Below are 25,279 nucleotides of genomic sequence, written 5' to 3'. Positions count from 1 at the left end.
TAGCGGGGCCGAAGCGCACCGTCACCTCGGAGTGGACGCATGCCGGAAGGGGCGCCCCGGGTGGGACGCCCCTTCCGGGCGGGTCAGGACTGCGCGGCGAGCAGCGCGGCCAGCCCGTCCAGCCCCCGGTCGAGGGTGGCCGGGTCGACCTGGCTGACGGAGAGCCGCAGCTGGTGCTCGCCGCCCGCTCCCGGGTAGAAGTGCGACATCGGCGTCCAGATCACCCCGTACTCCGAGGCCGAGCGTTCGAGCAGCGCGTCGTCCACCACGCACGGCACCGTGAGCACCAGGAAGAACCCGCCGCGCGGCTCGTTCCAGGTCACCCCGCTGCCGGGCGGGAAGCGCCGGGCCAGACCCTCCAGCACCAGCGAGAGGTTGCGCCGGTAGAGCGCGGCCACCTCGGTGTTGGCGGCCCGCAGGCTGTAGTCGTGCTCCAGCAGCGCGCCGCCGATCACGGCCTGGGCGATCGGTGAGGTGTTCACCGTGGTCATGCTCTTGATCATGCCGAGCAGGTCGGCGAACAGCACTTCGGCGCCCCGCCCGTCCGCCACCAGCTGGTCCGCCACCACGTACCCGACCCGGGCACCCGGCAGGGCCGTCTTGGCGAAGGAGCCGAGGTGGACCACCCGCCGCGCGGTGTCCAGCGCCTTGAGCGAGGGCAGCCGTTCCTCGCCGGCGAAGACGCAGTACGGGTTGTCCTCCAGCAGCAGGAAGTCCTCCTCGGCCGCCAGTTCCAGCAGCTCCCGGCGCAGTTCCAGCGGCAGGCTGGCCCCGCTCGGGTTGGCCACGTCCGGCACCAGGTAGAGCGCCCGCGGGCGCAGCCCCTCGGCCCGGGCGGCGGCCAGCCGGCGGCGCAGGTCGGCGAGGTCCACGCCGTCCGGGCCGTCGGCCACCGCGCGCACCGGCAGGTCGGCCAGCAGCGCCGCGCCGGTCAGCCCCACGTAGGTGGGGGAGACGGCCAGCACCACGTCCTCGGGGCCGCGGCGCAGCGCCCGCAGCACCAGGAACATCGCCTCCTGGCAGCCCACCGTCACCACGATCGACTCGGCGGGCACCTCGATGCCCTCGTCCGTCGAGAGGTGGGTGGCGATCAGGTCGTGGATGATCCCCTTGGTCCGCCCGTACTGGAGCACCTGCCGGCGGGCCGCCTCCTCGGTCAGCCCGCGCTCGGTGCGCAGGTGGTCGAGGTAGCGGTCCAGGTGGCGGTGGACGGCGTCCGGCTCGAAGAACTGCTCGGCCGGGCGGCCGGCCGCGAAGGAGACCGCCTGCGGGTAGCGGATGGAGATCTCGTTGAGCAGGTTCATCGAGGTCATCGCCGGGTCGGCGAGGGAGGTGTGCAGGCCTGCGAGGAGCAGGTCGTGCGGTGCGGCGACGGTGGTCACGGGGTGCTCCAGGTGGGGCAGGGCAGGGTGGTGGTGCGCAGCTCGGCGGCGGCCCGCAGGTCGGCGCAGCCCGCGAGGCCGAGCGCGTGCCGCAGCTCGGCGGCGAGCAGGTCGAGGACCTCGGTGCAGCCCGCCTCGCCGCCGGCCGCCAGGCCCCAGATCAGCGGACGTCCGAGCAGTACCCCGGAGGCGCCGAGGGCCAGCGCGGTGAGCACGTCCGAGCCGCCGCGCACCCCGCTGTCCATCAGCACCTGGCAGTCCCGGCCGGCCAGCGCCTCGGCGACGGCGGGCAGGACCGTCACCGCGGGAACGGCCCGGTCGAGCTGGCGGCCGCCGTGGTTGGAGACCACCACGGCCGCGGCGCCGATCCCGGCGGCCCGCTGCGCGTCGGCCGGGTCGAGCACGCCCTTGACCACCAGCGGCAGCTCGGTCTGCCCGCGCAGCCACTCCAGGTCGGCCCAGGTGACGCCGGGGGAGAGCAGCTCGGCGGTGTGCGCGGCCACCGCCGAGACGGCGGTGGTGGATTCGTGCGCCCGACCGGCGGCGCCGCCCTCCAGCAGCGCCGCGCGGACGTCCGCGGGCAGCGCGAAGGCGTTCCTGGCGTCGCGCAGCCGGCGGCCCATGTACGGCACGTCGGCGGTGACCACCAGGGCCTCGCTGCCGGCCTCCTCGGCCGCCCTGACCAGGTCGAGCAGCCGGCCGCGGTCGCGCAGCCAGTACAGCTGGAACCAGAGCGTGGCGCCGGTCTTCGCCAGCTCCTCGAAGCCGACGCTGCTGAGCGTGCCGACGGTGAACGGCACGCCCGCGGCGGCCGAGGCACGGGCCGAGGCCAGCTCGCCCTCGGGGTGGAACAGCCGGTGGTAGGCGACGGGTGCCACCGCCACCGGCAGGGCGGCCCGGCTGCGTACCAGGGTGGCGGCGGTGTCCCGGGTGCTGACGTCGGCCAGCACCCGCGGCACCAGGGCCACCCGGTCGAAGGCGGTCCGGTTGGCGGCGAGGGTCAGCTCGCGCTCCGCGCCGCCCTCCAGCCACTCCCAGACCTCGGGCGCGAGCACGGCCCGGGCCCGGTCGGCGTACTCCGCGACGCAGAGTGCCGGGCGCCCGTCGGCCGGGCCGGTCCGGGGTTCGCTGCGGACGGACGCGCTCATCCGGCCACTTCGCTGGCGTTGCGCTGGAGCTCCACGGCCTCGTAGAGGGCGCGGATGTTGTTGCTGCCGAAGTTGCGGGCCCGGATGCGCTCGATCACCTCGAAGAAGTAGGTGTTCCGCGGGTGCTGGGAGCGGGTGAAGATCTGGAACAGCTGGCCGTCGTGGTCCTGGTCGACCAGCAGGTTCAGCTCGCGCAGCTGCTCGAAGGAGTGCCGCAGCGGCGTCAGGCGGGCGGGCAGCGCGTCGTAGTAGGTCTGCGGGGTGCGCAGGAACGGCACGCCGCGCTCGGCCATGGTGGAGACGGAGTGCACCGCGTCCTCGGCGGCGAAGGCGACGTGCTGCACGCCGGCGCCGTCGTGGCCGGCCAGGAAGGAGGCGATCTGGCCGCTCGCGTCCGCGGTGAGCGGCTCGATCAGGGTGAGCGTGACGCTGCGGTCGGCGCTCTGCACGACGGCCGAGTCCATGCCGAGCGCGCCGACCTCGACCCGCTCCTCGAAGATCGTCCGGAAGCCGAAGACCTCGTGGTAGCGGTGCTCGGTCTTGCGCAGTTCGCCGAACGGGACCAGGACCGCGAAGTGGTCGACGGAGCGCAGGCCGACCTCGCCCTCGCCGGTCAGCGGGGCCGGGTCCGGCAGGCCGGGGATGCGGCCGGCCGTGGCCTCGGGGCCGCGCTCGATCAGGGTGTGCACCACGTCGCCGAAGGCGTCGACGACCGCGGTGACGCAGCCGTCCTCGGCCTGCGGCTCGCGCAGGGCGGCGGCGCCGCGGGCGGTCAGCGTGCGGTACGCGTCGACGGCGTCCGGTACCCGCAGGCCGAGGGCGCCCACGCCGTCGCCGTGGCGCTCCAGGTAGTCGGTGGCCGGGTGTCCGGCGGCCAGCGGCTGGGTGATCAGCAGCCGGATGCCGGCCTGGCCGACCAGCGCGGAGAGGCAGCGCTCGGCGGCCTCGCCGCGCTCGGTCGGCGGGACGAGCAGCTCGAAGCCGTACTCCGTGGTCAGCTTGGCGGTCTCGGTGCCCAGGTCGGCCACGTAGAACTCGACGTGGTCCAGCTCGACGGGGATCGGGGTCACGGCGGGAGAGGAACGGTCGGTCATCGCAAGAGCTCTCTCGTGAGGAGGACGGGAGGTGCTGAGGGGTGATCAGGTGAGCGGACGTGCGGGGTGGTGCGGATGTTCGGGGTGGTGCGGGCGTACCGGCGCCGGTCAGGTGGACTGGAGGTCCTTGGTGTCCTCAGGCTCGGCCGGGCCCTCGCCGTCGCCGTCGCCGTCGCCCTCGCCCTCGTTCTCGGGCTCGGTCTCCGGGGGCTCCGTCGGGGCCTCCGGCTTGCCGATCAGGTGGGTGGCCGAGAGCAGCGCGCCGACCACCATCACGCCCAGCACCACCCGGAAGTCCAGGGCGGCCACCAGGCCGGAGCCGACGCCGACGGCCAGTGCCTGCGGCGCGGTGAGCGAGAGGTTGACGGCGGCCTGGGCACGCCCCATCAGCTGCGGCGGGGTGGAGGCCTGGGCGGCGGTGGCGAGCCCGACCAGGGCGGCCGGGATGCCCGCGCCCGCGATCACCAGGCCGGCCGAGACCACGTACAGCGACGGGGTGAGCAGCAGGACCGTTCCGAGGCCGAACACCGCCGACCCCGCCATGACCGTCCGGCGCGGCCCGAGCCGGCCGATCAGCAGACCGCCGACGACCGAGCCGCCCAGCGCGCCGACGGCCTCGGTGGTCTCCAGCACGCCGAGGAACTGCGGCGAGCGGTGCAGCCCGTGCTGGGTCAGCGCGAACAGCACCGGCTGGAGCAGGCTCAGCACGAAGCCGGCGGAGGCGGTGGCCACCACCAGCGGCCGTAGCCCGACCGAACCGCGCAGGTGGACGAAGCCCGCCAGCACCTCGGTGCGCCACCGTAGGCCCGAAGGCTCCGGCTTGACCTCCTCCACCCGCAGGGTGAGGAAGCTCAGTGCGGCCAGCAGCAGCACGCCGAGGTCGGCCACGGCCACCACGTGCCCGCCGAACCAGCCGTAGAGGCCCGAGCCGAGCAGCGGCGCCACCAGGGTGGTGCCGGCCCGGGCGCTCTGGGTCAGCCCGGCCGCCGCACCGAAGTCCTGACGCTCCGTCAGGATGCTGCGCAGCAGCGCGCTCTGCGCCGGGGCCAGGACGGCCCCGGCCAGGCCGCAGACCGTGGCGGTGCAGTAGATGATCCAGACCGTGTCCCGGCCGTCGACCAGCAGCAGCGGCAGCAGCGACACCGCCACCGCCAGGTTGACCCCGACCAGCAGCGGCTTGCGGCGGACCCGGTCGGCGAGCAGGCCGCCGAGCGGCAGCAGCAGCAGTGGCGCGGAGAAGCAGAACAGCACCAGACCGGCGGCGGAGTTGCTGCCGGTCAGCACCTTGGCCCAGATGCCGAGGGCGATGGAGAGGGCGCTGTCACCGAGGACGGACAGGGTCTGCCCGGCGAGGTAGCGCCGGAACTCCGGGCGGGCCAACAGCGGGTGCATGGCGGTTCCTTCGCTGCGCCGACGGCGCTTCGGGGTGTGCGGGGGTGTGCGGGGGGTGCAGGGTGCCCGGAGTGTGCCCTGACGCACGCGGGGTGCTCAGGGCGCCGGGTGCTCAGGGCGCCGGGCGGTCAGGGTGCGACGGGGTGGGCCGGGGCGAGCGGTGCGACGGCGGCGAAGCCCTCGATCAGCGCGTCGTTGGCGTCCTTCTCGCCGATGGCGACCCGGATGCCCTGGCCGGGGTAGTAGCGGACGGCCACGCCCAGGCGCTCCAGCTCCGCGCGCAGCGGGAGCTGGTCGCCGGGGGCGTCGACCCACAGGAAGTTGGTGACGCTGGGCGCCACCGTCCAGCCGAGCCGCAGCAGTTCGGCCCGGGTGCGTTCCCGCTCCGCGGTGATCTCGGCGATCCGCCGCGCCATCTCGTCCCCGGCGGCGACGGCGGCGAGCAGGCCTGCCTCCTGGAGCCGGTTCACCGCGTACGGCACCTGGTGGTCCCGCACCCGCTGGGCCACGGACTCCTCCGCCAGTGCGTAGCCGATCCGCAGCGCGGCGATGCCGTGCGACTTGGACAGGGTGCGCAGCACCACCAGGTTCGGCCACTCGGCGATCCGGGCCGGTACGTCCGGGGCCTGCCAGTCCTGGGCGAAGTCGACGTACGCCTCGTCGAGCAGGATCAGCGCGGTGGACGGCACCCGGCGGAAGAACTCCGTCAGTTCGGCCCAGGAGTAGACCGTGCCGGTCGGGTTGTGCGGGTTGCACAGCACGACGATCCGGGTGCGCCCGTCCATCCGCTCGGCCATCGCGGCCAGGTCGTGCCGGGCGTCGGGGCCGAGCGGGACCGGGCGGGCCTCGGCCCGGGCGATCTCGCAGAACAGCGGGTACGCATCGAAGCAGGGCTCCGAGTGCACCACGTTGTCGCCGGGCTCGACCACCGTGTGGAAGAGGTCCAGTGCCACGCCCGCCGAGCCGTGGCCGACCACGACCTGGCCGGCCGGGACGCCCTGCCAGGCGGCGACGATCCCGGCGATCCGCTCCGGGCGGAAGTCCGGGTAGCGGTGCAGATCGGCACCGGCCTCGGCCAGCGCGGCCAGCACCGACGGCAGCGGAGGGTACGGGTGCTCGTTCTGCGCCAGCAGGTATCTGGCGGTCGACGGGGCGGCCATCAGTCGGCCTGGAGGACGTAGAGCCAGGAGTGCGGGGTGGCCAGCGCCTCGACGCGGTCGATCCGCAGGCCGGCCTCGGTGAAGAGCTGCTCGTAGGTCGCCTTGGTGTGCAGCGGGACGCCCATCATCGCGTGCGCCAGCTCGAAGCCGACCGAGAAGACCGGCTGGGCGCCGTCGGAGGTGCCCGGGTCGCGCAGCATGGTGTCGCCGAGGACGAAGGTGCGGGCCTTCGGGAAGGCCTCCCGCATCCGGGTGAAGATCGAGGAGCGGGTGGCCGGGTCGGCCAGCAGGTCGTGCAGCAGGAAGAAGCTCATCACGGTGTCGACCTCGGCCACCTCGGCGGCCTCGGCGTCGTTGTCGATCTGGGTGCCGAGCAGGCCCAGCACGTCCGCGCGGACGGCGGTGACCCGGTCCTGCATGCCGGCCTCGGCGATGTCGCGGCGGGCGATGTCGGTGGCCGGACGGCTGATGTCGATGCCCAGGCCCCGGCTGCCCTCGCGCTGCGAGACCACGCGGCGCACCCGGGCGGAGGTGCCGGAGCCCAGATCGGCGATGGTGCGGAAGTCGATGCCGTCGAGGACGTCGGTCAGCTGCGCGGCGAACAGCGACTGGTCGCACTGGGCGGAGCCGAGGGCGACCATCGCCTCGTCGCGGAAGACGTCCTCGTTGTAGCGGTGGGTGCCGGCGCTCAGGTGGCCGGCGCGGCCGAACACGTCGTGGTAGCCGCCGACGGCCCAGGTGAAGTAGCCGCGCGCGGCGGCGATCTCCAGGCCCGCCTCGGTGGGCAGGTAGGCGTCGCCGTCGGCCTTGAGGTAGCCGTAGTCGGCGGCGGCGCGCAGCACGGCCTCGGTGCGGGCGGTGTCGCCGGCCCGGGCGGTGGCCTCGGCGGCCGAGAGCGGCTCGCCGCGCCCGATCGTCTCCAGCAGGCCGATCCGGTCCAGCGCGAAGATCACGTTGGCGGCGATGAAGCCGTTGTAGGCGTCGGTCGAGGTGATCGGCGACGGGGTGATGCCACGCCAGGTGTCGGGGATGGCCGCAGTGGTCATGGTGGTGTCCGTTTCTCCGTGGGCGGACCGGGTGTGGTCCGCGTGGTGTGCGCAGGTCGGTCGCCTGCGGTCGGTAGGGGTGTCGAGTCGGTGGGTCGGCAGGGCGGACGGGTCAGGGAGTCAGGCGGGCGGCGAGCACCGGGCCGATGACGGCGAGCGCTTCGGAGCTCGTCATCGCGCCGTGGGTGCTCGGCACCTCGTGGACGTCGAGCCGACCGCCCAGGTGCGGGCGCCAGCTCTCCGGGTCGGGGGCGTCGGCCGGCCGCTCCTTGGCGGCGGTGAAGAACACTGCGTCGCCGTCGTAGCCGGGCAGCGGGAGCGTGTGGGACAGCTCGGCGTTGGCCTGGAAGACCGAGACCACCCGGGCCACCCCGGCGCCGCTGAGACCGGCGAGCGGGCCCTCGCCGTCCCGGACGAGTGCGGCGTAGCCGTCCTCGTCCGCCGGCCAGGCGGTGATCTCCCCGGCCGGGTGGCCGAGCGAGTCGAGGATCACCGCGAGCTGCGCCGGGTCGTCCCGCCACTGCTCGGGCCCCGGCTCGCCGGTGCCCGGGTAGGCGTCCAGCAGGGCCAGCAGCCGGACCTCCTCGCCCTGTTCGCGCAGCAGCGCGGCGATCGCGTGGGCGACGGCCCCGCCGAAGGACCAGCCGAGCAGGGCGTACGGGCCCTCGGGGCGGACGGCGCGGATCCGTGCCAGGTAGGTCCGGGCCAGCTCCGCGACGGACGCCGGCTGCGCGGCCGGATCGGCCAGGCCGGGGGCCTGGAGGCCGTAGATCGGCTGCTCGGCGTCGAGGTGGCGCAGCAGGCCGGTGTAGACCCAGCTGATGCCGGCGGCCGGGTGGACGCAGAACAGCGGCGGGCGCGAGCCGCGGGTGCGGATCGGCAGCAGGACGGGGAAGCTCTCGGCGGCCGGGCCCTGGTCGAGCCGCTCGGCCAGCCGGGCGACGGTCGGTGCCTCGAACACCGCGCGGACGCCGAGCTGCTCGCCCTCGCCGACCAGTTCGCGCAGGTCCGCGACCAGCCGGCTGGCCAGCAGCGAGTGCCCGCCCAGCTCGAAGAAGTTGTCGTCCACCCCGACCTTCTCCAGCCCGAGCAGGTCGGCGAACAGACCGCAGAGCAGCTCCTCCCGGGGCGTCGCGGGCGCCCGCCCGGAGCCGAGCCAGGTGGTGTCGGGGGCCGGCAGGGCCTTGCGGTCGACCTTGCCGTTGGCGGTCAGCGGCAGGGCGTCCAGGGCGACGATCGCCGAGGGCACCATGTAGTCCGGCAGGGACGCGCCGACGTGGGCCCGCAGCACGGCCTGGTCGACCGTCCGGCCCGGGTGGGCGACGGCGTAGCCGACCAGCCGGCGGTCGCCCGGGCGGTCCTCCCGGACCAGTACGAACGCCTGGGCCAGGGACGGGTGCCGGGCGAGCACGGCCTCGATCTCACCGGGCTCGATCCGGAAGCCGCGGACCTTGACCTGGTGGTCGGTGCGGCCGAGGTACTCCAGGGTGCCGTCGGCCTGGCGCCGGACCAGGTCGCCCGAGCGGTACATCCGGCTGCCGGGGGCGCCGTACGGGTCGGCGACGAAGCGCTCGGCGCTCTGGCCCGGCCGGTTGAGGTAGCCGCGGGCCAGGCCGGCGCCCGCGATGTACAGCTCGCCCTCGACCCCGGCCGGGACGGGCTGGAGCGCGGCGTCCAGGACGTACAGCCGGGTGTCCGGCACGGGCCGGCCCATCGGCGGGGCGGTCCGGCCGCTGAGCGGACTGCTCATGCTGGCGCAGACGGTGGACTCGGTCGGGCCGTAGGCGTTGACCATCCGCAGCCGCGCCGACCAGTGCTCGACCAGGTCGGGCGGGCAGGCCTCGCCGGCCACCACCAGGGTGGCGCCCCGCGGCAGCGCGTCCGGGGCGAGGACGGCCAGCGCGGTCGGCGGCAGGGTCAGGTGGGTGACGCCCTGTTCGGCGATCAGCTCGGTCAGCGCGGGGCCGGGCAGCAGCCGGTCGGCGTCGCCGAGGACGGCCCGGGCGCCCGTGAGCAGCGCCATGCCCAGCTCCCAGACGGCCGCGTCGAAGGACGGCGAGGCGAACAGCAGCACCCGGCTGTCCGGGGTGACGGCCAGGCCCCGGCGCTGGCCCTCCACCATGGCGGCGAGGCCGGTGTGGGTCACCACCACGCCCTTGGGGCGGCCGGTGGAGCCCGAGGTGTAGATGACGTACGCGGCCGAGTGCGGGGTGATCGCGGTGTCGGTGAGGTCGTGCGCCGGGTGGCCGGAGGCGTCCAGGTCCTCGATCAGCAGCCGCGGGACGGTGCTGTCGGCGAGCAGGCCGTCGGCCAGCGCCTTGCTGGTGAGGACCAGCGCGGGCTCGGCGTCGTCCAGCATGTAGGCGATCCGGTCGGCCGGGTAGCGCGGGTCCAGCGGCTGGAAGACCGCGCCGGCCTTGAGCACGGCGAGCTGGGCGACGATCAGGTCGATCGAGCGTTCCAGGGCGATCGCGACGAACCGCTCGGGGCCCGCACCGTGCTCGATCAGCAGCCGGGCGAAGCGGTTGGCGCGCTCGTTCAGCTCGCGGTAGGTGACCTGCACGGCGTCGAAGGAGAGTGCGACGGCGTCCGGGCGGGCGGCGGCCTGCGCCTCGAAGAGCGCCGGGAAGGTGCCGAGCGGGAGGTCCTCCCGGGTGTCGTTCCAGCCGGTGAGCAGCTGCTCCCGCTCCTGGGGCGCCAGCACCTCGACCCGGCCCACCCGCTGGTCCGGATCGGCCAGCACCGCGCGCAGGGCGCGCTCGAAGCGGGCGGCCGTCGCCTCGGCGGTGGCCCGGTCGAACAGGTCGACGGCGTACTCCACCGTCAGGCCCAGTCCGGCGGGCGCCCCGGCCGCGTCGAAGCTCTCGCTGAAGGCGAAGGTCAGGTCGAACTTGGCGAGGTCCGAGTCCAGTTGCTCGACCCGGCCGGGCAGGCCGCCGAGGCTGATCTCCCCGGCGTCGCCGCCGGAGGTCAGCATCACCTGGCAGAGCGGGTGGCGGGCGGTCGAGCGCACCGGGTTGAGCAGCTCGACCAGCCGCTCGAAGGGCACGTCCTGGTGCTCGAAGGCGTCCAGGGTGGCGACCCGGACGCGCTCCACGAGCTCCCGGAAGCTCGGGTCGCCGGACGTGTCGGTGCGCAGCACCAGGGTGTTGACGAAGAAGCCGACCAGGTCCTCCAGCGCCTCGTCGGTGCGGCCGGCCACCACGGTGCCGATCGGCAGGTCGGTGCCCGCGCCGATCCGGCCCAGCGTGGTGGCCAGTGCGGCCTGCATCACCATGAACACGCTGGACCGGCTCTGCTGCGCCAACTCGACCAGGGAGGCGTGGAGTCCGGCGTCCATCCGGAGTTCCACCGCGGCGCCGCGGCGGCTCGGGGCGGCGGTGCGGTGGCGGTCGAAGGGGAGCGTCAGCTCCTCCGGGAGGTCGGCCAGGGTGCGCTGCCAGTAGGCGAGTTGGTCGGTCAGCAGGGCGCTGGGCTGCTCGTCGGTGCCGAGCAGTTCGTGCTGCCAGAGGGTGTAGTCGGCGTACTGCACCGGCAGCGGCCGCCAGTCGGGGGCGGTGCCGGCGCGGCGGGCCTCGTAGGCCTCGGCGAGGTCGCGCAGCAGCGGGACCACGGACCAGCCGTCGGTGGCGATGTGGTGCATCAGGACCAGCAGGACGTGCTCGTCGTGCGGCAGCGAGAGCAGGGTGGCGCGCACCGGCAGGTCGCGGGCGAGGTCGAAGACCTCCGACCCGGCCTCGGCCAGGGCCGTCCGGAGCTCCTCCTCGGTGGCCACCGGCGCGGTGCGCAGCGGGAGTTCGGGGTTCTCCAGGAGCAGCTGGTGCGGCTGTCCGTCGGTGGTCGGGTAGACGGTGCGCAGCACCTCGTGGCGGTCGAGCACGTCCGCCAGGGCCGCCTGGAGGGCGCCGGCGTCGACCCGGCCGGTGAGCCGGACCGCGCACGGGGTGTTGTAGAGCGCGCTCGGACCCTCGAACTGGTCGATGAACCACAGGCGTTGCTGCGCGGGGGAGAGCGGGACGCGCTCGGGCCGCTCGACCGGCCGCAGGGCCGGACGGGCGGCGCCCGGGGTGGGCAGTGCGGCGGCCAGTGCGGCCACGCTGGGGGCGTCGAACAGCGCCCGGACGGGCAGTTCGGTGCCGAGCGCGGTGCGGATGCGGCTGACCAGCTTGGTGGCGAGCAGCGAGTGGCCGCCCAGGTCGAAGAAGCTGTCGTCGATCCCGATCCGGTCCAACCCGAGGACGTCGGTGAAGAGTTCGCAGAGCGCGCGCTCGGTGTCGGTGCGCGGGGCACGGCCCTCGGTCGCCCCGGTGTAGTCGGGGGCGGGCAGGGCGCGGCGGTCCACCTTGCCGTTGGCGGTCACCGGGAGGGCGTCGAGGACGACCACGGCGGCCGGGAGCATGTAGCTGGGCAGGCTGTCGGCGACGGCGGCACGCAGCTCGGCGGGAGTGCCCCGGCCGGTGGCGTACACCACCAGGCGCTTGTCGCCGGGCTGGTCCTCGCGGACCACGGCGAAGGCCTGGCCGACGGCGGGCAGGGCGGTGAACGCGCCCTCCACCTCGCCGAGTTCGATCCGGAAGCCGCGGATCTTCACCTGGTCGTCGGCCCGGCCGAGGAACTCCAGCACGCCTCCCCCAGCCTCCGGCCGGGGGGACCCCCATGCCGTCCAGCGGACCAGGTCGCCGGTGCGGTACATCCGGCTGCCGGGCTCGCCGAACGGGCAGGCCACGAAGCGCTCGGAGGTCAGGCCGGGGCGGCCGACGTAGCCGCGGGCCAGGCCGGCCCCGGCGATGTACAGCTCGCCGGCCACACCGGCCGGCACCGGGTGCAGCGCGGTGTCCAGCACGTACGGCCGGGTGTTGGCCAGCGGGCGGCCGATCGGCACCACGGCGGGGACGGGCTCGCCCGGGCTCATGGTGAAGGTGGTCTTGATGGCGGTGGTCTCGGTGGGCGCGTACACCGCGACCACGGAGGTGTCCGGGCAGGCCCGGTGGAGCCGGCGGACGGACTCCGGCGGGACGACGTCGCCGCCGGTCCACACCTGCCGGACGTGCCGGAAGGCGGCCGGGTTCTCGTCGGCCATCAGCCGCAGCAGGCCGGACGGAGCCTGGACGAGGGTCACCCGGTGGGTGGTGATGGTCTCGGCGAGGCGGCGGATGTCCAGCTCGCCGGGTTCGGCGAGCACGATCGCCCCGCCGGTGACCAGCGGCGCCCAGATCTCGGTGGTGGAGGCGTCGAAGGCGGTGGGCGAGTGCAGCAGCACGCGCTCGTGGTGGCCGGCCCGGAAGTGCGGGTTGCCCAGCAGGTCCACCACGTTGCGGTGGGTGACGGCGACGCCCTTGGGTACCCCGGTCGAGCCCGAGGTGTACATCACGTAGACCAGCTGGCCCGGCAGGACCGGCACGGCCGGGTTGCCCGCCGCGGGGGCCTCGGCGAGCAGCGCCCCGGTGACCTCGACGGTGGCGAAGTCCTCGGTGGCGAGCACCGGGTGGCCCTGGTGGGCCGGGTCGACGAGCAGCAGGCCGGTGCGGGTGTCGGCGAGGATGTGCTGGAGCCGGTCCAGCGGGTAGCGGTCGTCCAGCGGGACGTAGGTGCCGCCCGCCTTGGCGATCGCGAGGACGGCGGTGAGCAGCCCGGCGGAGCGCTCCATCAGCACCGCGACCGGCTGTTCGGTGGTCAGGCCGCGCTCCAGCAGCAGGGCGGCGAGCCGGTTGGCGCGGTCGTTCAGTTCGGCGTAGTCGAGCCGCTCGGTACCGGAGACCAGGGCGAGGGCCTCGGGGGTGGCGGCGGCCTGGGCCTCGAACAGCCGGGGCAGGCTCTGCTCGGCGACCGGCGCGGCCGGCCCGTTCCAGCCGGTGAGCAGCTGCTCGCGCTCGGCCGGGTCGAGGATCTCGATGCCGCCGATCGGCGCGTCCGGGGTGGCCACGGCGGCGCGCAGGACGCGCACCAGCCGTTCGGCGAGGGAGACGGCGGTGGCGTGGTCGAAGAGGTCGGCCGCGTAGTCGACGGCGGCGCGGACGCCCAGGCAGGTGCCGTCGGCCGCGAGCCGCTCGACGAAGTTGAAGTTGAGGTCGAACTGGGCCTGGGCCTCGCCGACCTCGACCGGGGTGCCCACCGCGGCGCCGAAGGCGAGGTCGCCGTCCCGCTCCGCGTTCAGGGTGACGACGGTCTGGAAGAGCGGGTGGCGGGCGGGGGTGCGGGTCGGGTTGAGGTGTTCGACCAGGCGTTCGAAGGGGATGTCCTGGTGGTCGTAGGCGTCCAGGTCGGTGCGCCGGACCCGGTCGAGCAGCTCCCGGAAGGTGGGGTCGCCGCTGGTGTCGGTGCGCAGCAGCAGGGTGTTGACGAAGAAGCCGACCAGGTCGTCGAGGGCCTCGTCGGTGCGGCCGGCGACGGGGGTGCCGAGCGGCAGGTCGGTGCCGGCGCCGAGGCGGGTGTAGAGGGCGGCGACCGCGGCCTGCAGTGCCATGAACAGGCTGGCGTGCCGGCTGGAGGCCAACTCGGTGAGTGCGGAGTGCAGTTCGGCGTCGATCTCGAAGTCGGCGGCGCCGCCGCGGCGGCTCGCCGCGGCCGGTCGCGGACGGTCGTAGGGGAGCGCCAGCTCCTCCGGCATTCCGGACAACGCCTGCTGCCAGTGGGCGAGTTGCAGGGAGACGACGCTCTCCGGGTCGTCCTCCTCGCCGAGCAGTTCGCGCTGCCAGAGGGTGTAGTCGGCGTACTGCACCGGCAGCGGTTCCCACTGCGGCTCGGTGCCGGCCAGCCGGGCGCGGTAGGCCTCGGCGAGGTCGCGGAAGAGTGGGGCGACCGACCAGCCGTCGCTGGCGATGTGGTGGGTGAGCAGCAGCAGGACGTGCTCGTCCTTCGCCGGCAGGGCGTACAGCCAGGCCCGGACGGGCAGGTCGGAGCTCAGGTCGAAGACCTGCCCGGCGGCCTCGCGCATCAGTGCGTGCAGCTCGGCCTCGTCGGCCACCGGCACCCGGTGCAGCGGCGGGCGCCCCTCGGTGAGGATGTGCTGGTGGGGCTGGCCGTCGGTGGTGGGGAAGACGGTGCGCAGCACCTCGTGCCGGTCCACCACGTCCCCGAGCGCGCCTTCGAGGGCGGCGGCGTCGAGCTCGCCGGTCAGCCGCAGGGCGAACGGAGTGTTGTAGAGGGCGCTCGGGCCCTCGAACTGTTCGATGAACCAGAGTCGCTGCTGGGCGAACGACAACGGGATCAAGGTCTGCCTCCGACTGGCGACGTACGGCTGCTGTGGCTGGTGGCTGCTGTGACAGGCAAGGGGCGGCGGTGGTGCGGCGGGGGCGGGCCGCGCCACCGGTGGGACCGGTGGGCGGGCCCGCGTCCCGTCAGGCCTGGGCGCCGGGGCGGCGCATCGGCCGCAGGGCCGGGCGGGCCTTCTTCGGGGCGGGCGCCTCGTCGCCCCCGGGCAGGACGGCGGCGAGGGCGGCGACCGTGGGTGCGTCGAACAGCGTGCGGATCGGCAGCTCCGCGCCGAGGGTGGCGCGGATGCGGCTGACCAGCCGGGTGGCGAGCAGGGAGTGGCCGCCGAGGTCGAAGAACCGGTCGTCGATGCTGACCGTCGGCACGCCCAGCACCTCGGCGAACAGGGCGCAGAGCTCCCGCTCGCGCTCGGTGCGCGGGGCGCGGCCCTCGGCCGCCCCGGCGTACTCGGGCGCGGGCAGGGCGCGGCGGTCGACCTTGCCGTTGGCCGTGACCGGCAGGCTGTCCAGGACGACCACGGCGGCCGGGAGCATGTAGCCGGCGAGGCGGTCCGCGACGAAGGCGCGCAGTTCGCCGTCGGTGGCCTTGCCGGTGGCGTACACCACCAGGCGCTTGTCGCCGGGCTGGTCCTCGCGGACCACCGCGAGCGCCTGGCCGACGCTCTCGTGGGCGGTGAACGCGGCCTCCACCTCGCCGAGTTCGATCCGGAAGCCGCGGATCTTCACCTGGTCGTCGGCCCGGCCGAGGAACTCCAGCACGCCTCCCCCAGCGCCCCCAGCCTGGCGGCTGGGAGGTGCCCCCACCGGCCGGGGGGACCCCCATGCCGTCCAGCGGGCGAGGTCGCCGGTGCGGTACATCCTTCCTCCTCGCCCGCCCTCGTCGAAGGGACAGGCGACGAAGCGCTCGGCGCTGAGTGCCGGGCGGCCGATGTAGCCGCGGGCCAGGCCGGCCCCGGCGATGTACAGTTCGCCCGCCACGCCGGCCGGCACCGGCTGCAGTCCGGCGTCCAGCACGTACAGCCGGGTGTTGGCCAGCGGGCGCCCGATCGGCACCGTGCTCGGCACCGCCGTGGCGTCGGGCATCGGGTAGTGGGTGGCGCACAGGGTGGTCTCGGTCGGCCCGTACAGGGCCCGCACCGCGATGCCCGGGACGGCCTCCAGCACCCGGCGCACGGCCGGGGCGGAGACCACGTCACCGCCGGTCAGCACCTCGCGCACGCCGGCGAAGATGCCCGGGTCCTCCTCCGCGATGACCCGGAACAGGCCCGCGGTGACGTGCACGTGGGTGAGCGCGTGGACCCGGACCAGCTCGCGGATGGCGGCCGCGTCCAGGTCGCCCTGCGGTGCGACGACCACCTGGCCGCCGGAGAGCAGCGGCACCCAGATCTCGTAGGTCGAGGCGTCGAAGGCGTGCGGTGCGTGGAACAGCACCCGCAGGCCCTCGTCGTGCCGCCAGCACGGGTCGGTGGCGAGCTGCACCACGTCCCGGTGGCTGATCGCGATGCCCTTGGGCTCCCCGGTGGAGCCGGAGGTGAACATCACGTACGCGAGCTGCTCCGGGTGGGGCGCGGCCGGGTGGGCGCGCCGCTCGCGCGGCCCGTCGAACCAGCCCCCGGTGAGCGGCAGGACGGGGCAGGGGGCGTCGGTGGCCAGCGGGTGGTCGCGGTGCGCCGGGTCGACCAGGACGAGCGCCGCGGCCGTCTCCGCGGTGATCCGGCGCAGCCGCTCGGCCGGGTGCCGGTCGTCCAGCGGGACGTAGCTGCCGCCCGCCTTGGCGACCGCGAGGATCGCCGTCAGCAGGTCGGCGCAGCGGTCCATCAGCAGGACCACCGGCGTCTCGGGGCCGACCCCGGCGGCGGCCAGGTGGGCCGCCAGGTGCTCGGCCCGGGAGTCCAGTTCGGCGTAGCTGAGGGTGCCGTCCTCGGAGACCACGGCCGGCGCGTCGGGGGTGGCGGCGGCCTGTGCCTCGAACAGCTCCGGCAGGGTCGCGTCCGGGACGGGCGCGGCGGTGTCGTTCCAGCCGGTGAGCAGCTGCTCGCGCTCGGCCGGGCCGAGGATCTCGATGCCGCCGATCGGCGCGTCCGGGGTGGCCACGGCGGCGTGCAGCACCCGCAGCAGGCGCTCGCCGAGGGCGGCCACGGTGGCGTGGTCGAAGAGGTCGACCGCGTACTCGACCGCCACCGTCAGGCCCGCCTGCGGGCCCTGCTCGGTGAAGCGGAAGGACAGGTCGAACTTGGCCACGTCCAGCTCGAAGGGGTGCTCCGCGCAGCCCAGGTCGCCGAACGAGGCCGGCACCGTGACCCGGCTCTCCAGCGCCACCAGGGTCTGGAAGAGCGGGTGGCGGGCGGGGGTGCGGGTCGGGTTGAGGTGTTCGACCAGGCGTTCGAATGGGATGTCCTGGTGGTCGTAGGCGTCCAGGTCGGTGCGCCGGACCCGGTCGAGCAGCTCCCGGAAGGTGGGGTCGCCGCTGGTGTCGGTGCGCAGCAGCAGGGTGTTGACGAAGAAGCCGACCAGGTCGTCGAGGGCCTCGTCGGTGCGGCCGGCGACGGGGGTGCCGAGGGGCAGGTCGGTGCCGGCGCCGAGGCGGGTGTAGAGGGCGGCGACCGCGGCCTGGAGCGCCATGAACAGGCTGGCGTTCTGCGCCGCCGCCAACTCGCCGAGCCTGCCGTGCAGTTCGGCATCGACGGTGACCTCCACCAGACCGCCCCGGTGCCCCGGTGCGGCCGGGCGCGGACGGTCGTAGGGCAGCGCCAGCTCCTCCGGGGCATCGGCCAGGGCCTGCTGCCAGTAGGCGAGTTGCCCGTCCAGCAGGGCGCTGGGCTGCTCGTCGGTGCCGAGCAGTTCGCGCTGCCAGAGGGTGTAGTCGGCGTACTGCACCGGCAGTGGCGCCCGGGTGGGCGCGGTGCCGGTGCGGCGGGCCTGGTACGCCTCGGCGAGGTCGCGGAAGAGCGGGGCGACCGACCAGCCGTCGCTGGCGATGTGGTGCATCAGGACCAGCAGGACGTGCTCGTCGTGCGGCAGCGACAGCAGGGTGGCGCGCACCGGCAGGTCGTGGGCGAGGTCGAAGACCTCCTCGCCGGCCGCGACCAGCGCGGTCCGCAGCTGCGCCTCGTCGGCCACCCGCACCTGGCGCAGGGACGCCTCGCCGGCCTCCGTGACCACCTGGTGCGGCTGTCCGTCGGTGGTCGGGAAGACGGTGCGCAGCACCTCGTGCCGCCGCACCACGTCCCGGACGGCCTGCTCCAGGGCGGGGACGTCGACGGCGCCGGTGAGCCGGACCGCGACGGGGGTGTTGTAGAGCGCGCTCGGGCCCTCGAACTGCTCGATGAACCACAGGCGCTGCTGGGCGGAGGAGAGCGGCACGCCCCCCCGGCCTTCGGCCGGGGGGTCCCCCATCGGCCGCAGGGCCGGCCGCAGGGCCGGGCGGGCCGCCGCGGAGCCGGGCAGTGCGGCGGCCAGCAGGGCCACCGTCGGGTTGTCGAAGAGCGTGCGGATCGGCAGCTCGGCGCCGAGGCCGGCGCGGATGCGGCTGACCAGCTTGGTGGCCAGCAGCGAGTGCCCGCCGCGGTCGAAGAAGTTGTCGTCGATGCTGATCCGGGTGAGCCCGAGGACCTCGGCGAACAGCTCGCTCAGGGCCCGCTCGGTGGCGTTGCGAGGCTCGCGCCCGCCGTCGGCGCCGTTGTAGTCGGGCGCGGGCAGGGCCTTGCGGTCCACCTTGCCGTTGGGGTTCACCGGCAGCTCGTCGAGGACGACGACGGCGGCCGGCAGCATGTAGCCGGGCAGCCGGTCGGTGACGAAGCCGCGCAGCTCGTCGGCCCGCACCTCGCCGGTGACGTACGCGACCAGGCGCTTGTCGCCCGGCTGGTCCTGGCGGACCGCCACGCAGACCTGGCCGACCGCCGGGTGGGCGGTGAACGCCGCCTCCACCTCGCCGAGTTCGATCCGGAAGCCGCGCAGCTTGACCTGGTCGTCCGCTCGACCGACGAACTCCAGTTCGCCGGTGGGGGTCCAGCGCACCACGTCGCCGGTGCGGTACATCCGGCCGCCGGGCTCGCCGAACGGGCAGGCCACGAAGCGCTCGGAGGTCAGGCCGGGACGGCGGACGTAGCCGCGGGCCAGGCCGGAGCCGCCGATGTACAGCTCGCCGGGCACGCCGGCCGGCACCGGGCGCAGCCCGGAGTCCAGCACGTACAGCCGGTTGTTGGGCAGCGGGCGGCCGATCGGCACGATGTTCGGCACCTCGGCGGCCGAGGTCATCGGGAAGTGCGTCGCGAAGGTGGTCGTCTCGGTGGGCCCGTAGACGTTGATCAGCCGCAGCCCGGGGCAGCTGTCCAGCACCCGCCGCATGGCGACCGGCGAGGCGATGTCCCCGCCCGTCCACACCTCGTGCAGCCCGGTGAAGGTCTCCGGGGCCTCGGCGGCCAGCACGTTGAAGAGGCCGACGCTGATCCAGGCGGAGGTGGTCCGCTCGTGGCCGATCACCGCCGCCAGCTCGGCGATGCCGAGCCGGCCGGCCGGGGCGATCACCAGCTGGCCGCCGGCGAGCAGCGGGGTCCAGATCTCGTAGGTGGAGGCGTCGAAGGCGGAGGGCGCGTGCACCGGCAGCCGCTCGTGGCCGCCGCCGGTGAACTGGCCGCCGAGCGCGAGGTCCACCACCCCGCGGTGGGTGATGGCGATGCCCTTGGGCACGCCGGTCGAGCCGGAGGTGTGCATCACGTACACCAACTGGTCGGCGCGCTGCGGCAGTCCGAGGTTCTCGGGGTGCTCCTCGGCCTGCGGGGCGAGCACCGTCAGCCCGTCCAGCGCGGGGTGCTCGCGGTGCGCGGCGTCGGCCAGCACCAGCCCGGCCCCGGCGTCCGCGAGGACGGTCCGCAGCCGGTCCGTCGGCTGGGCGTCGTCCAGCGGCACGTAGAGGCCGCCGGCCTTGAGCACGGCCAGGATCGCCACCACCTGGGCGGCCGAGCGGTCGATCATCAGCGCGACCGGCGTCTCCCGGGCGACCCCGGCCTCGACCAGCCGCAGCGCCAGGCCGTTGGCCCGGGCGTTGAGCTGGGCGTAGGTCAGCTCGGCGTCGTCGGCGGTGAGCGCGACCGCGTCCGGGGTCGCGGCGACCCGCGCCTCGAACAGCTCGGGCAGCGAGCCCTCCGGCAGCGGGGTGCTGGTGCCGCTCCACTCGGTGACCAGCTCGGTGCGCTCGGCCGCGGTCAACACCTCGACGGTGCCGACGAGTTCGGCCGGGTCGGCGACGATCCGGTCGAGCAGGGCCAGGAAGCGGTCCAGCAGAGCGCGGGCCTCGTCGGCGGTGAAGGCGTCCGGCTGGTGGTCCAGCCGCAGCTGGAGGCCGTCGCCGGGGGTGAGGGCCAGCACCAGCGGGTAGTGGGCGCTGTCGACGTCCTCGACCAGGGTGACGTGGGTGGCGCCGCTCGGGTCGGCGTCGTCCAGGGCGGACGGGTCCGGGTAGTTGCCGTACACCGTGACGGTGTCGAACAGGCTGCCCATCCCGGCGAGTTGCTGGATCTCGGTGAGGCTGAGGTGCTGGTGGTCCAGCAGCGCGGACTGCTCGCGTTGCAGGCGCAGCAGCAGCTGGCCCCAGCTCTCCGCCTGGTCCAGGCGCACCCGCACCGGCACGGTGTTGATGAGCAGGCCCATCATCCGCTCCACGCCCGGCAGGTCGTGCGGCCGGCCGGAGACGGTGGTGCCGAACAGCACGTCCTCGCGTCCGGTGAGCCGGGCCAGCAGCACGCCCCAGGCCGCCTGGACCAGGGTGTTGAGGGTGACGCCGTAGCGGCGGGCGGTGCGGGCGAGCGCCTCGGTGGTCTCCGGGGTGAGCCCGGTGTGCAGGCGCAGCGGCAGCTGCGGGGTGGCGGCGGAGCGGCCGGGGGCGAGCAGGGTGGGCTCGTCGGCGCCGGCCAGGGCCTGGGCCCAGGCGGCGCGGGCGGCCGCGCCGTCGCGCCGGGTGATCCAGCGCAGGTACTCGCGGTACGGGGCCGCCGGGGCCATCGGCTGCTCGAAGTACAGGTCCCACAGTTCCTCGGCGAACAGCGGGGTGGACCAGCCGTCCAGCAGGATGTGGTGCGCGGAGGCGATCAGCTGGTGGCGCTCGGTGGCGAGCCGGAGCAGGGTGTAGCGCAGCAGCGGCGGGCGGTCGAGGTCGAAGCGGCGGCCGTACTCGGCGGCGGCGATCCGCGCGGCCTCCGCCCGCGGGTCGGCGTGGGAGGTCAGGTCGACGACGGTGAAGGGCAGGTCGACACCGTCCGGGACGACCTGCACCGGCGGGCCGTCGTGCCGCTGGTGGAAGGCGGCCCTGAGGTTCGGCTGGCGGGTCAGCAGCGCCTCGGCGGCGGCGCGCAGCCGGTCGGCGTCCACCGGGCCGGTGACGTCGAAGGTCACGACCGAGGTGTAGACGTCCGCGCCGTCGGCGTCGTACGCCGAGTGGAAGGCCATGCCCTGCTGGAGCGGCGAGGTGGGCCAGACGTCCACCAGGCGGGCGGGGGCGTGGTGGGCGGCGAGCCCGTCCAGCTCGTCCTGGGTGACGGCGACCAGCGGGAAGTCGGAGGGGGTGTGCCCGCCCGCGTCCGGCCGCTCGGCGTGCTCGGCGAGCGCGCCCAGCGCGGCGAACCAGGCCTCGGCGAAGGCACGCACCCGCTCCTCGGAGAGCAGCCCGGTGGCGTAGGACCACTGGGCGACCAGCAGCGGGCCCTGCGGGGTGTCCACGGTGGTGGCGTCCAGGCCGAGCACCCGGCCGAGCGCGAGGCCGGTCGCGGCGCCCTCGGTCATCGCCTCGGTCCCGGCGAGCACGTCCTCGGCGGTGACGCCCTCGGGCGCGAAGCGGCCCAGGTAGTTGAACTCGATCTGCGGGTCGGCGTAGCCGTCGAGGACGGCGGCGGTGTCCGGGTTGAGGTGGCGCAGCAGGCCGAAGCCGATGCCGTTGTCCGGGACGGCGCGCAGCTGCTCCTTCACCCGGCCGAGGGCCCGGCCGAGTCCGGCGCCGGCCGCGGTGACCTCGGACCAGGGCAGCGCCCCGGGGGCGAGCCGGACGGGGTAGACGGAGGTGAACCAGCCGGCGGTGCGGTGCAGGTCGACGCCGTCGACGATCTCCTCGCGGCCGTGGCCCTCCACGGTGACCAGCACGGCGCCGTCGGGCCCGGTGGTCTCCTGGCCGCGCCAGTGGCCGAGGGCCAGCGCCAGCCCGGTCAGCAGCACGTCGTTGACCTGGGCGTGGTAGGCGGCGGTGACCCTGGTGAGCAGTGCCCGGGTGGTCTCGGCGGGCAGCACCAGCCGCAGCTGGCCCTCGGTGGCGTAGGTGTCCTGCGCCGGGTCCAGCGGACGGTCGCCGAGCAGCGGGTCCGGGGTGGCCAACGCGGCCTCCCAGAACGGGAGTTCGGCGGCCCGGCGGTCGGTCTGCGCCTCGGCGGTGAGCCGCTGGGCCCAGCGGCGGAAGGAGGTCGGCACCGGCGCGAGCTCGACGGCGCGGTCCTCGCGGAGCGCGGCGAGCGCGCCGAGCAGGTCCTCCTCGACGATGCGCCAGGTGACGCCGTCCACCACCAGGTGGTGGATCACCAGCAGCAGCTGCGAGGGCAGTTCGGGCCCGGCGTCGAAGCGCACGGCCTGGACCATCCGGCCGTCCTCGGGCGACAGGCGCTCGCGGGCGGCCCCGGTCTCGGCGCGCAGCGCCTCCGCGGTGGCCCGGCCCTCGACCCGGCACAGCACGCCGTCGGCGGGGACGGTGCCGGGCTCGGGCACGTGCAGCGTCCAGGGGCGCTCGGCGAGCGGGGAGGTGCGGGCGCGGAGCAGGTCGTGGTGGTCGAGCAGGGCCTGGACGGCGGTGGTCAGGTGCTCCTGCGTCGTGCCGGCGGGCAGGGTGAGCAGGGTGGACTGGTAGAAGCTCTCGACCGTGCCGTGCTGCACGGCCAGCCAGTGCACGATGGGCGTCGGGGGCACCTCGCCGAGACCGGCCCCGGCGGGCTCGACGACGACCGGACCCTCCAGCGGACGGGCGATCTGCGCCAGCGCCTCGACGGTCGGGGCGAGGAACACCTCGCGCGGGGTGAGCTGGAGGCCCGCGTGCCGGGCCCGGGAGACCAGCTGGATGGCCACGATGGAGTCGCCGCCGAGCTCGAAGAAGGAGTCCGTGACGCCCACCCGGGGCAGGCCCAGCACCTCGCCGAACAGCCGGACCAGGGTGTGCTCCAGCTCCCCGACGGGGGCCCGGCCGTCCTCCTCGCCGGCGCCGAACACCGGCGCCGGCAGGGCGCGCTTGTCCACCTTGCCGTTGGGCGTGAGTGGCAGCCGGTCGAGCACCACGACGGTGGGCACCATGTGGTCGGGCAGCCGCTCGGCGCAGTACGCCCGCAGCTCGGCCGGGTCGGCGGAGCCGACGGTGTAGCCGACCAGGCGGCGCTCGCCCGGGCGGTCCTCGCGGACCAGCACCACGGCCTGGCGCACCTCGGGGTGGGCGGAGAGGCTCTGCTCGATCTCGCCGAGCTCCACCCGGAAGCCGCGGATCTTCACCTGGTCGTCGGCCCGGCCGAGGAAGTCCAGCTGGCCGTCCGGGCGGTAGCTGCCGAGGTCGCCGGTGCGGTACATCCGCTCGCCGGGGGCGCCGTACGGGTCGGCCACGAAGCGCTCGGCGGTCAGGCCCGGGCGGTTCAGGTAGCCGCGGGCCAGGTGCGGGCCGGCGAGGTACAGCTCGCCCACGGTGCCCGGCTCGACCGGGCGCAGCCGCTCGTCCAGCACGTGGATGCGCACGTCCTGGCAGGGGCGGCCGATCGGGGGCTGCTCCGCGCCGGTGAGCGGCCCGCTCATGCTGACGATGACGGTGGCCTCGGTCGGCCCGTAGCTGTTGAGCATCAGCCGGCCGCGGCCGCAGCGGGCGGCCAGCTCACGGGAGACCGCCTCGCCGCCGCCGATCAGGGTGCGCAGCGAGGGCATCGGCAGGTCGGGCAGGGTGGAGATCATCGCGGTGGCGACGTCGGCGTGGGTGACGCCGTACCGGTCGATCAGGGCGGCCAGCGCTTCGCCGACCAGCTGGCTCTGCTCGCGCGGCAGCACCAGGGCGGCGCCGGTGGTGAGCGCCACGGAGAGGTCGGAGACCGAGACGTCGAAGCTGAGCGAGGAGGCCTGGAGCACCCGGCTGCCGGGGCCGACCCCGGTGGCGGCGACCTGGGTGCCGACCATGCTGGGCAGCCCGGTGTGGGTGACGGCCACCCCCTTGGGCACGCCGGTGGAGCCGGAGGTGTAGATGACGTACGCGGTGTTCAGGGCGCTCACCGGCCGGACCCGCTCGGCGGCGGTGAACCGGTCCCCGGACTGCGCGGCCAGCTCGGCCCGGTGCTCGGCGGAGTCGAGCAGCAGCCGGGGGGCGTCGGTCCCGGGCAGCTGCCCGGCGGCCTCGGCGGTGGTGAGCACCAGGGCGGCGCGGGAGTCGGTCAGCATGTGGCGCAGGCGCTCGGCCGGGTAGGCCGGGTCGGCGGGCAGCCAGGCGGCCCCGGTCTTGGCGACGGCGAGGATCGCGGTGATCGCCTCGGGGGACTTCGGCAGGGCCAGTGCCACGACGTCCTCGGTGCCCACGCCGCGGGCGGCCAGCACCCGGGCCAGCCGGTTGGCGCGGGCGTCCAGCTCGGCGTACGTGAGGGTGGTGCCCTCGGCGTACAGCGCGGGGGCGTCCGGGGTGCGGGCGACCTGGGCGTCGACCAGCTCGGTGAGGGTCGGACGGGTGTCGGGGCGGGCCGGGGCCCCGTCGGCCAGCCGGGCGGCCAGCGCTGCCGGGGTGGGGGCGTCGGACAGGACGGGCAGCTCCAGGCGGACGCCGAACTCGGCGTGCACGCGGGCCAGCAGCCGCTCGGCGGCGGGCCGGTCGCCGCCCAGGTCGTAGAAGCCCGCCGCGGGGTCGACCGACTCCCGGCCGAGCACCTCCGCGAACAGTCGGCACAGGACCTCGGCCGCTTCCGGCCGCTGCTCGGCTCTGCGCGTCTGCTGGACCCCGGACATGTGACTCTCTCCCTCGTGCGGCTGGCTCCCGCGGTGGCGGGAGCGGCTTGCTGGGTTGACCTCGGGGCGGTCAGCCCGGCGGTCGGCGGAGCGATGTTGCGGTCGTCTCGCGGTGCGGTGGCGCTGCGCTGCGCTGCGGTGCGGTGGCGCTGCGGTGCGGTGGCGCTGCGGTGTGCTTCGTGTCACGGCCGTGCGGCGCACGGGTGCGGTGCGGCGGTGCGGGGGGTGGTGGCGCGCCGGTGCCGTTCGATGCACGCGCGTAGATGGCGGACACGGGACTGCGCCGACGGCGTGACGATGCGGCCGCGCGGCGGTGGGGTGCTGCGATGGGGTGGTGAGGCGGTGTCGGCGGGCTCCGCGGTGCGGTGTGCCGACGACCGGGGAGCGGCCGGGTGAGCGGCGGCCGGGCGGGCGGCGGATCGCCGCTGCCGCGTCGGTTCGGTGCTGCCGTGCTGCGTCGGTTGGGTGCTGCTGCGTTCCGTGCCGCGGGTCGGTCCGGTGCCGAGGCGGCGTGGCCCGGGTGGGGCCTTCCGGTGCGGACGCCGGCGGGGAAGCGGTGGTGTCAGCGGTCCGACGGTCGGGGTGCGGTGGCGGCGGTCAGCTCTCGGCCAGGTGGGCGATCAGGCTCTTCGGCCGCAGGTCCTGCCAGTTCTGCTCGACGTAGTCGAGGCAGTCCTGCCGCCCGGCGGCACCGAACACCTGCTGCCAGCCGGCGGGCACCGGGCTGAAGGCCGGCCACAGCGAGTGCTGGCCCTCGTCGTTCACCAGGACGAGGTAGCTGGCCTCGGCATCCTCGAAGGGGTTCGCCATTGTCGGTTCCTCTCTGTTCTCAGAGCAATGCGAGGAGGGGGAGGAG

General features: G+C 75.1%; 9 protein-coding genes. All 9 read right to left on the bottom strand.

Annotated elements, in window-relative coordinates:
- Positions 1-83: 83 nt before the first annotated feature.
- The 9 genes from AB0O11_RS15715 to AB0O11_RS15675 all read right to left on the bottom strand — a co-directional run bounded on the left by AB0O11_RS15715 (position 84) and on the right by AB0O11_RS15675 (position 25,233).
- The gene (locus tag AB0O11_RS15715; protein WP_363386318.1) at positions 84-1,382 is read right to left on the bottom strand and encodes a PLP-dependent aminotransferase family protein; all 1,299 of its coding nucleotides are present in this window, start codon (positions 1,380-1,382) and stop codon (positions 84-86) included.
- Positions 1,379-2,530 (bottom strand): alpha-hydroxy acid oxidase, encoded by a 1,152-nt coding sequence (locus tag AB0O11_RS15710; RefSeq protein ID WP_363386316.1) that lies wholly within the window; start codon positions 2,528-2,530, stop codon positions 1,379-1,381. The genes AB0O11_RS15715 and AB0O11_RS15710 overlap by 4 nt, the downstream gene beginning before the upstream one ends.
- Complete coding sequence (gene hppD, locus AB0O11_RS15705; RefSeq protein ID WP_363386314.1) at positions 2,527-3,600, bottom strand: 4-hydroxyphenylpyruvate dioxygenase; 1,074 nt, start codon at positions 3,598-3,600, stop codon at positions 2,527-2,529. Before hppD ends, AB0O11_RS15710 begins: the two co-directional genes overlap by 4 nt.
- A gap of 132 nt (positions 3,601-3,732) precedes the next feature.
- Positions 3,733-5,016: an MFS transporter gene (locus AB0O11_RS15700; protein ID WP_363386312.1), complete on the bottom strand. Its 1,284-nt coding sequence runs from the start codon at positions 5,014-5,016 to the stop codon at positions 3,733-3,735.
- Positions 5,017-5,144: 128 nt separating this feature from the next.
- Complete coding sequence (locus AB0O11_RS15695) at positions 5,145-6,176, bottom strand: aminotransferase class I/II-fold pyridoxal phosphate-dependent enzyme (protein WP_363386310.1); 1,032 nt, start codon at positions 6,174-6,176, stop codon at positions 5,145-5,147.
- Positions 6,176-7,222, bottom strand: coding sequence for a class I SAM-dependent methyltransferase (locus tag AB0O11_RS15690; RefSeq protein WP_363386308.1), 1,047 nt, complete (start codon positions 7,220-7,222; stop codon positions 6,176-6,178). The genes AB0O11_RS15695 and AB0O11_RS15690 overlap by 1 nt, the downstream gene beginning before the upstream one ends.
- Before the next feature lie 112 nt (positions 7,223-7,334).
- Positions 7,335-14,432, bottom strand: a complete 7,098-nt coding sequence (locus AB0O11_RS15685; protein WP_363386306.1) for an amino acid adenylation domain-containing protein — start codon at positions 14,430-14,432, stop codon at positions 7,335-7,337.
- 127 nt (positions 14,433-14,559) lie between these two features.
- Positions 14,560-24,423, bottom strand: a complete 9,864-nt coding sequence (locus AB0O11_RS15680) for an amino acid adenylation domain-containing protein (RefSeq protein WP_363386304.1) — start codon at positions 24,421-24,423, stop codon at positions 14,560-14,562.
- A gap of 597 nt (positions 24,424-25,020) precedes the next feature.
- Positions 25,021-25,233 (bottom strand): MbtH family protein, encoded by a 213-nt coding sequence (locus tag AB0O11_RS15675; protein ID WP_224276228.1) that lies wholly within the window; start codon positions 25,231-25,233, stop codon positions 25,021-25,023.
- Positions 25,234-25,279: the final 46 nt, after the last annotated feature.

It is taken from the genome of Kitasatospora sp. NPDC093102, assembly GCF_040683915.1.
Lineage (GTDB): Bacteria > Actinomycetota > Actinomycetes > Streptomycetales > Streptomycetaceae > Kitasatospora.
The sequence above is the reverse complement of the archived record's forward strand: the minus strand, read 5'-3'. Positions and strand labels throughout refer to the sequence as shown.

Coding starts and splice junctions, on each gene's coding strand:
- AB0O11_RS15710 (WP_363386316.1), bottom strand. CDS start 2,530: ATGAGCGCGTCCGTCCGCAGCGAACCCCGGACCGGCCCGGCCGACGGG.
- AB0O11_RS15700 (WP_363386312.1), bottom strand. CDS start 5,016: ATGCACCCGCTGTTGGCCCGCCCGGAGTTCCGGCGCTACCTCGCCGGG.
- AB0O11_RS15695 (WP_363386310.1), bottom strand. CDS start 6,176: ATGGCCGCCCCGTCGACCGCCAGATACCTGCTGGCGCAGAACGAGCAC.
- AB0O11_RS15690 (WP_363386308.1), bottom strand. CDS start 7,222: ATGACCACTGCGGCCATCCCCGACACCTGGCGTGGCATCACCCCGTCG.
- AB0O11_RS15680 (WP_363386304.1), bottom strand. CDS start 24,423: ATGTCCGGGGTCCAGCAGACGCGCAGAGCCGAGCAGCGGCCGGAAGCG.
- AB0O11_RS15675 (WP_224276228.1), bottom strand. CDS start 25,233: ATGGCGAACCCCTTCGAGGATGCCGAGGCCAGCTACCTCGTCCTGGTG.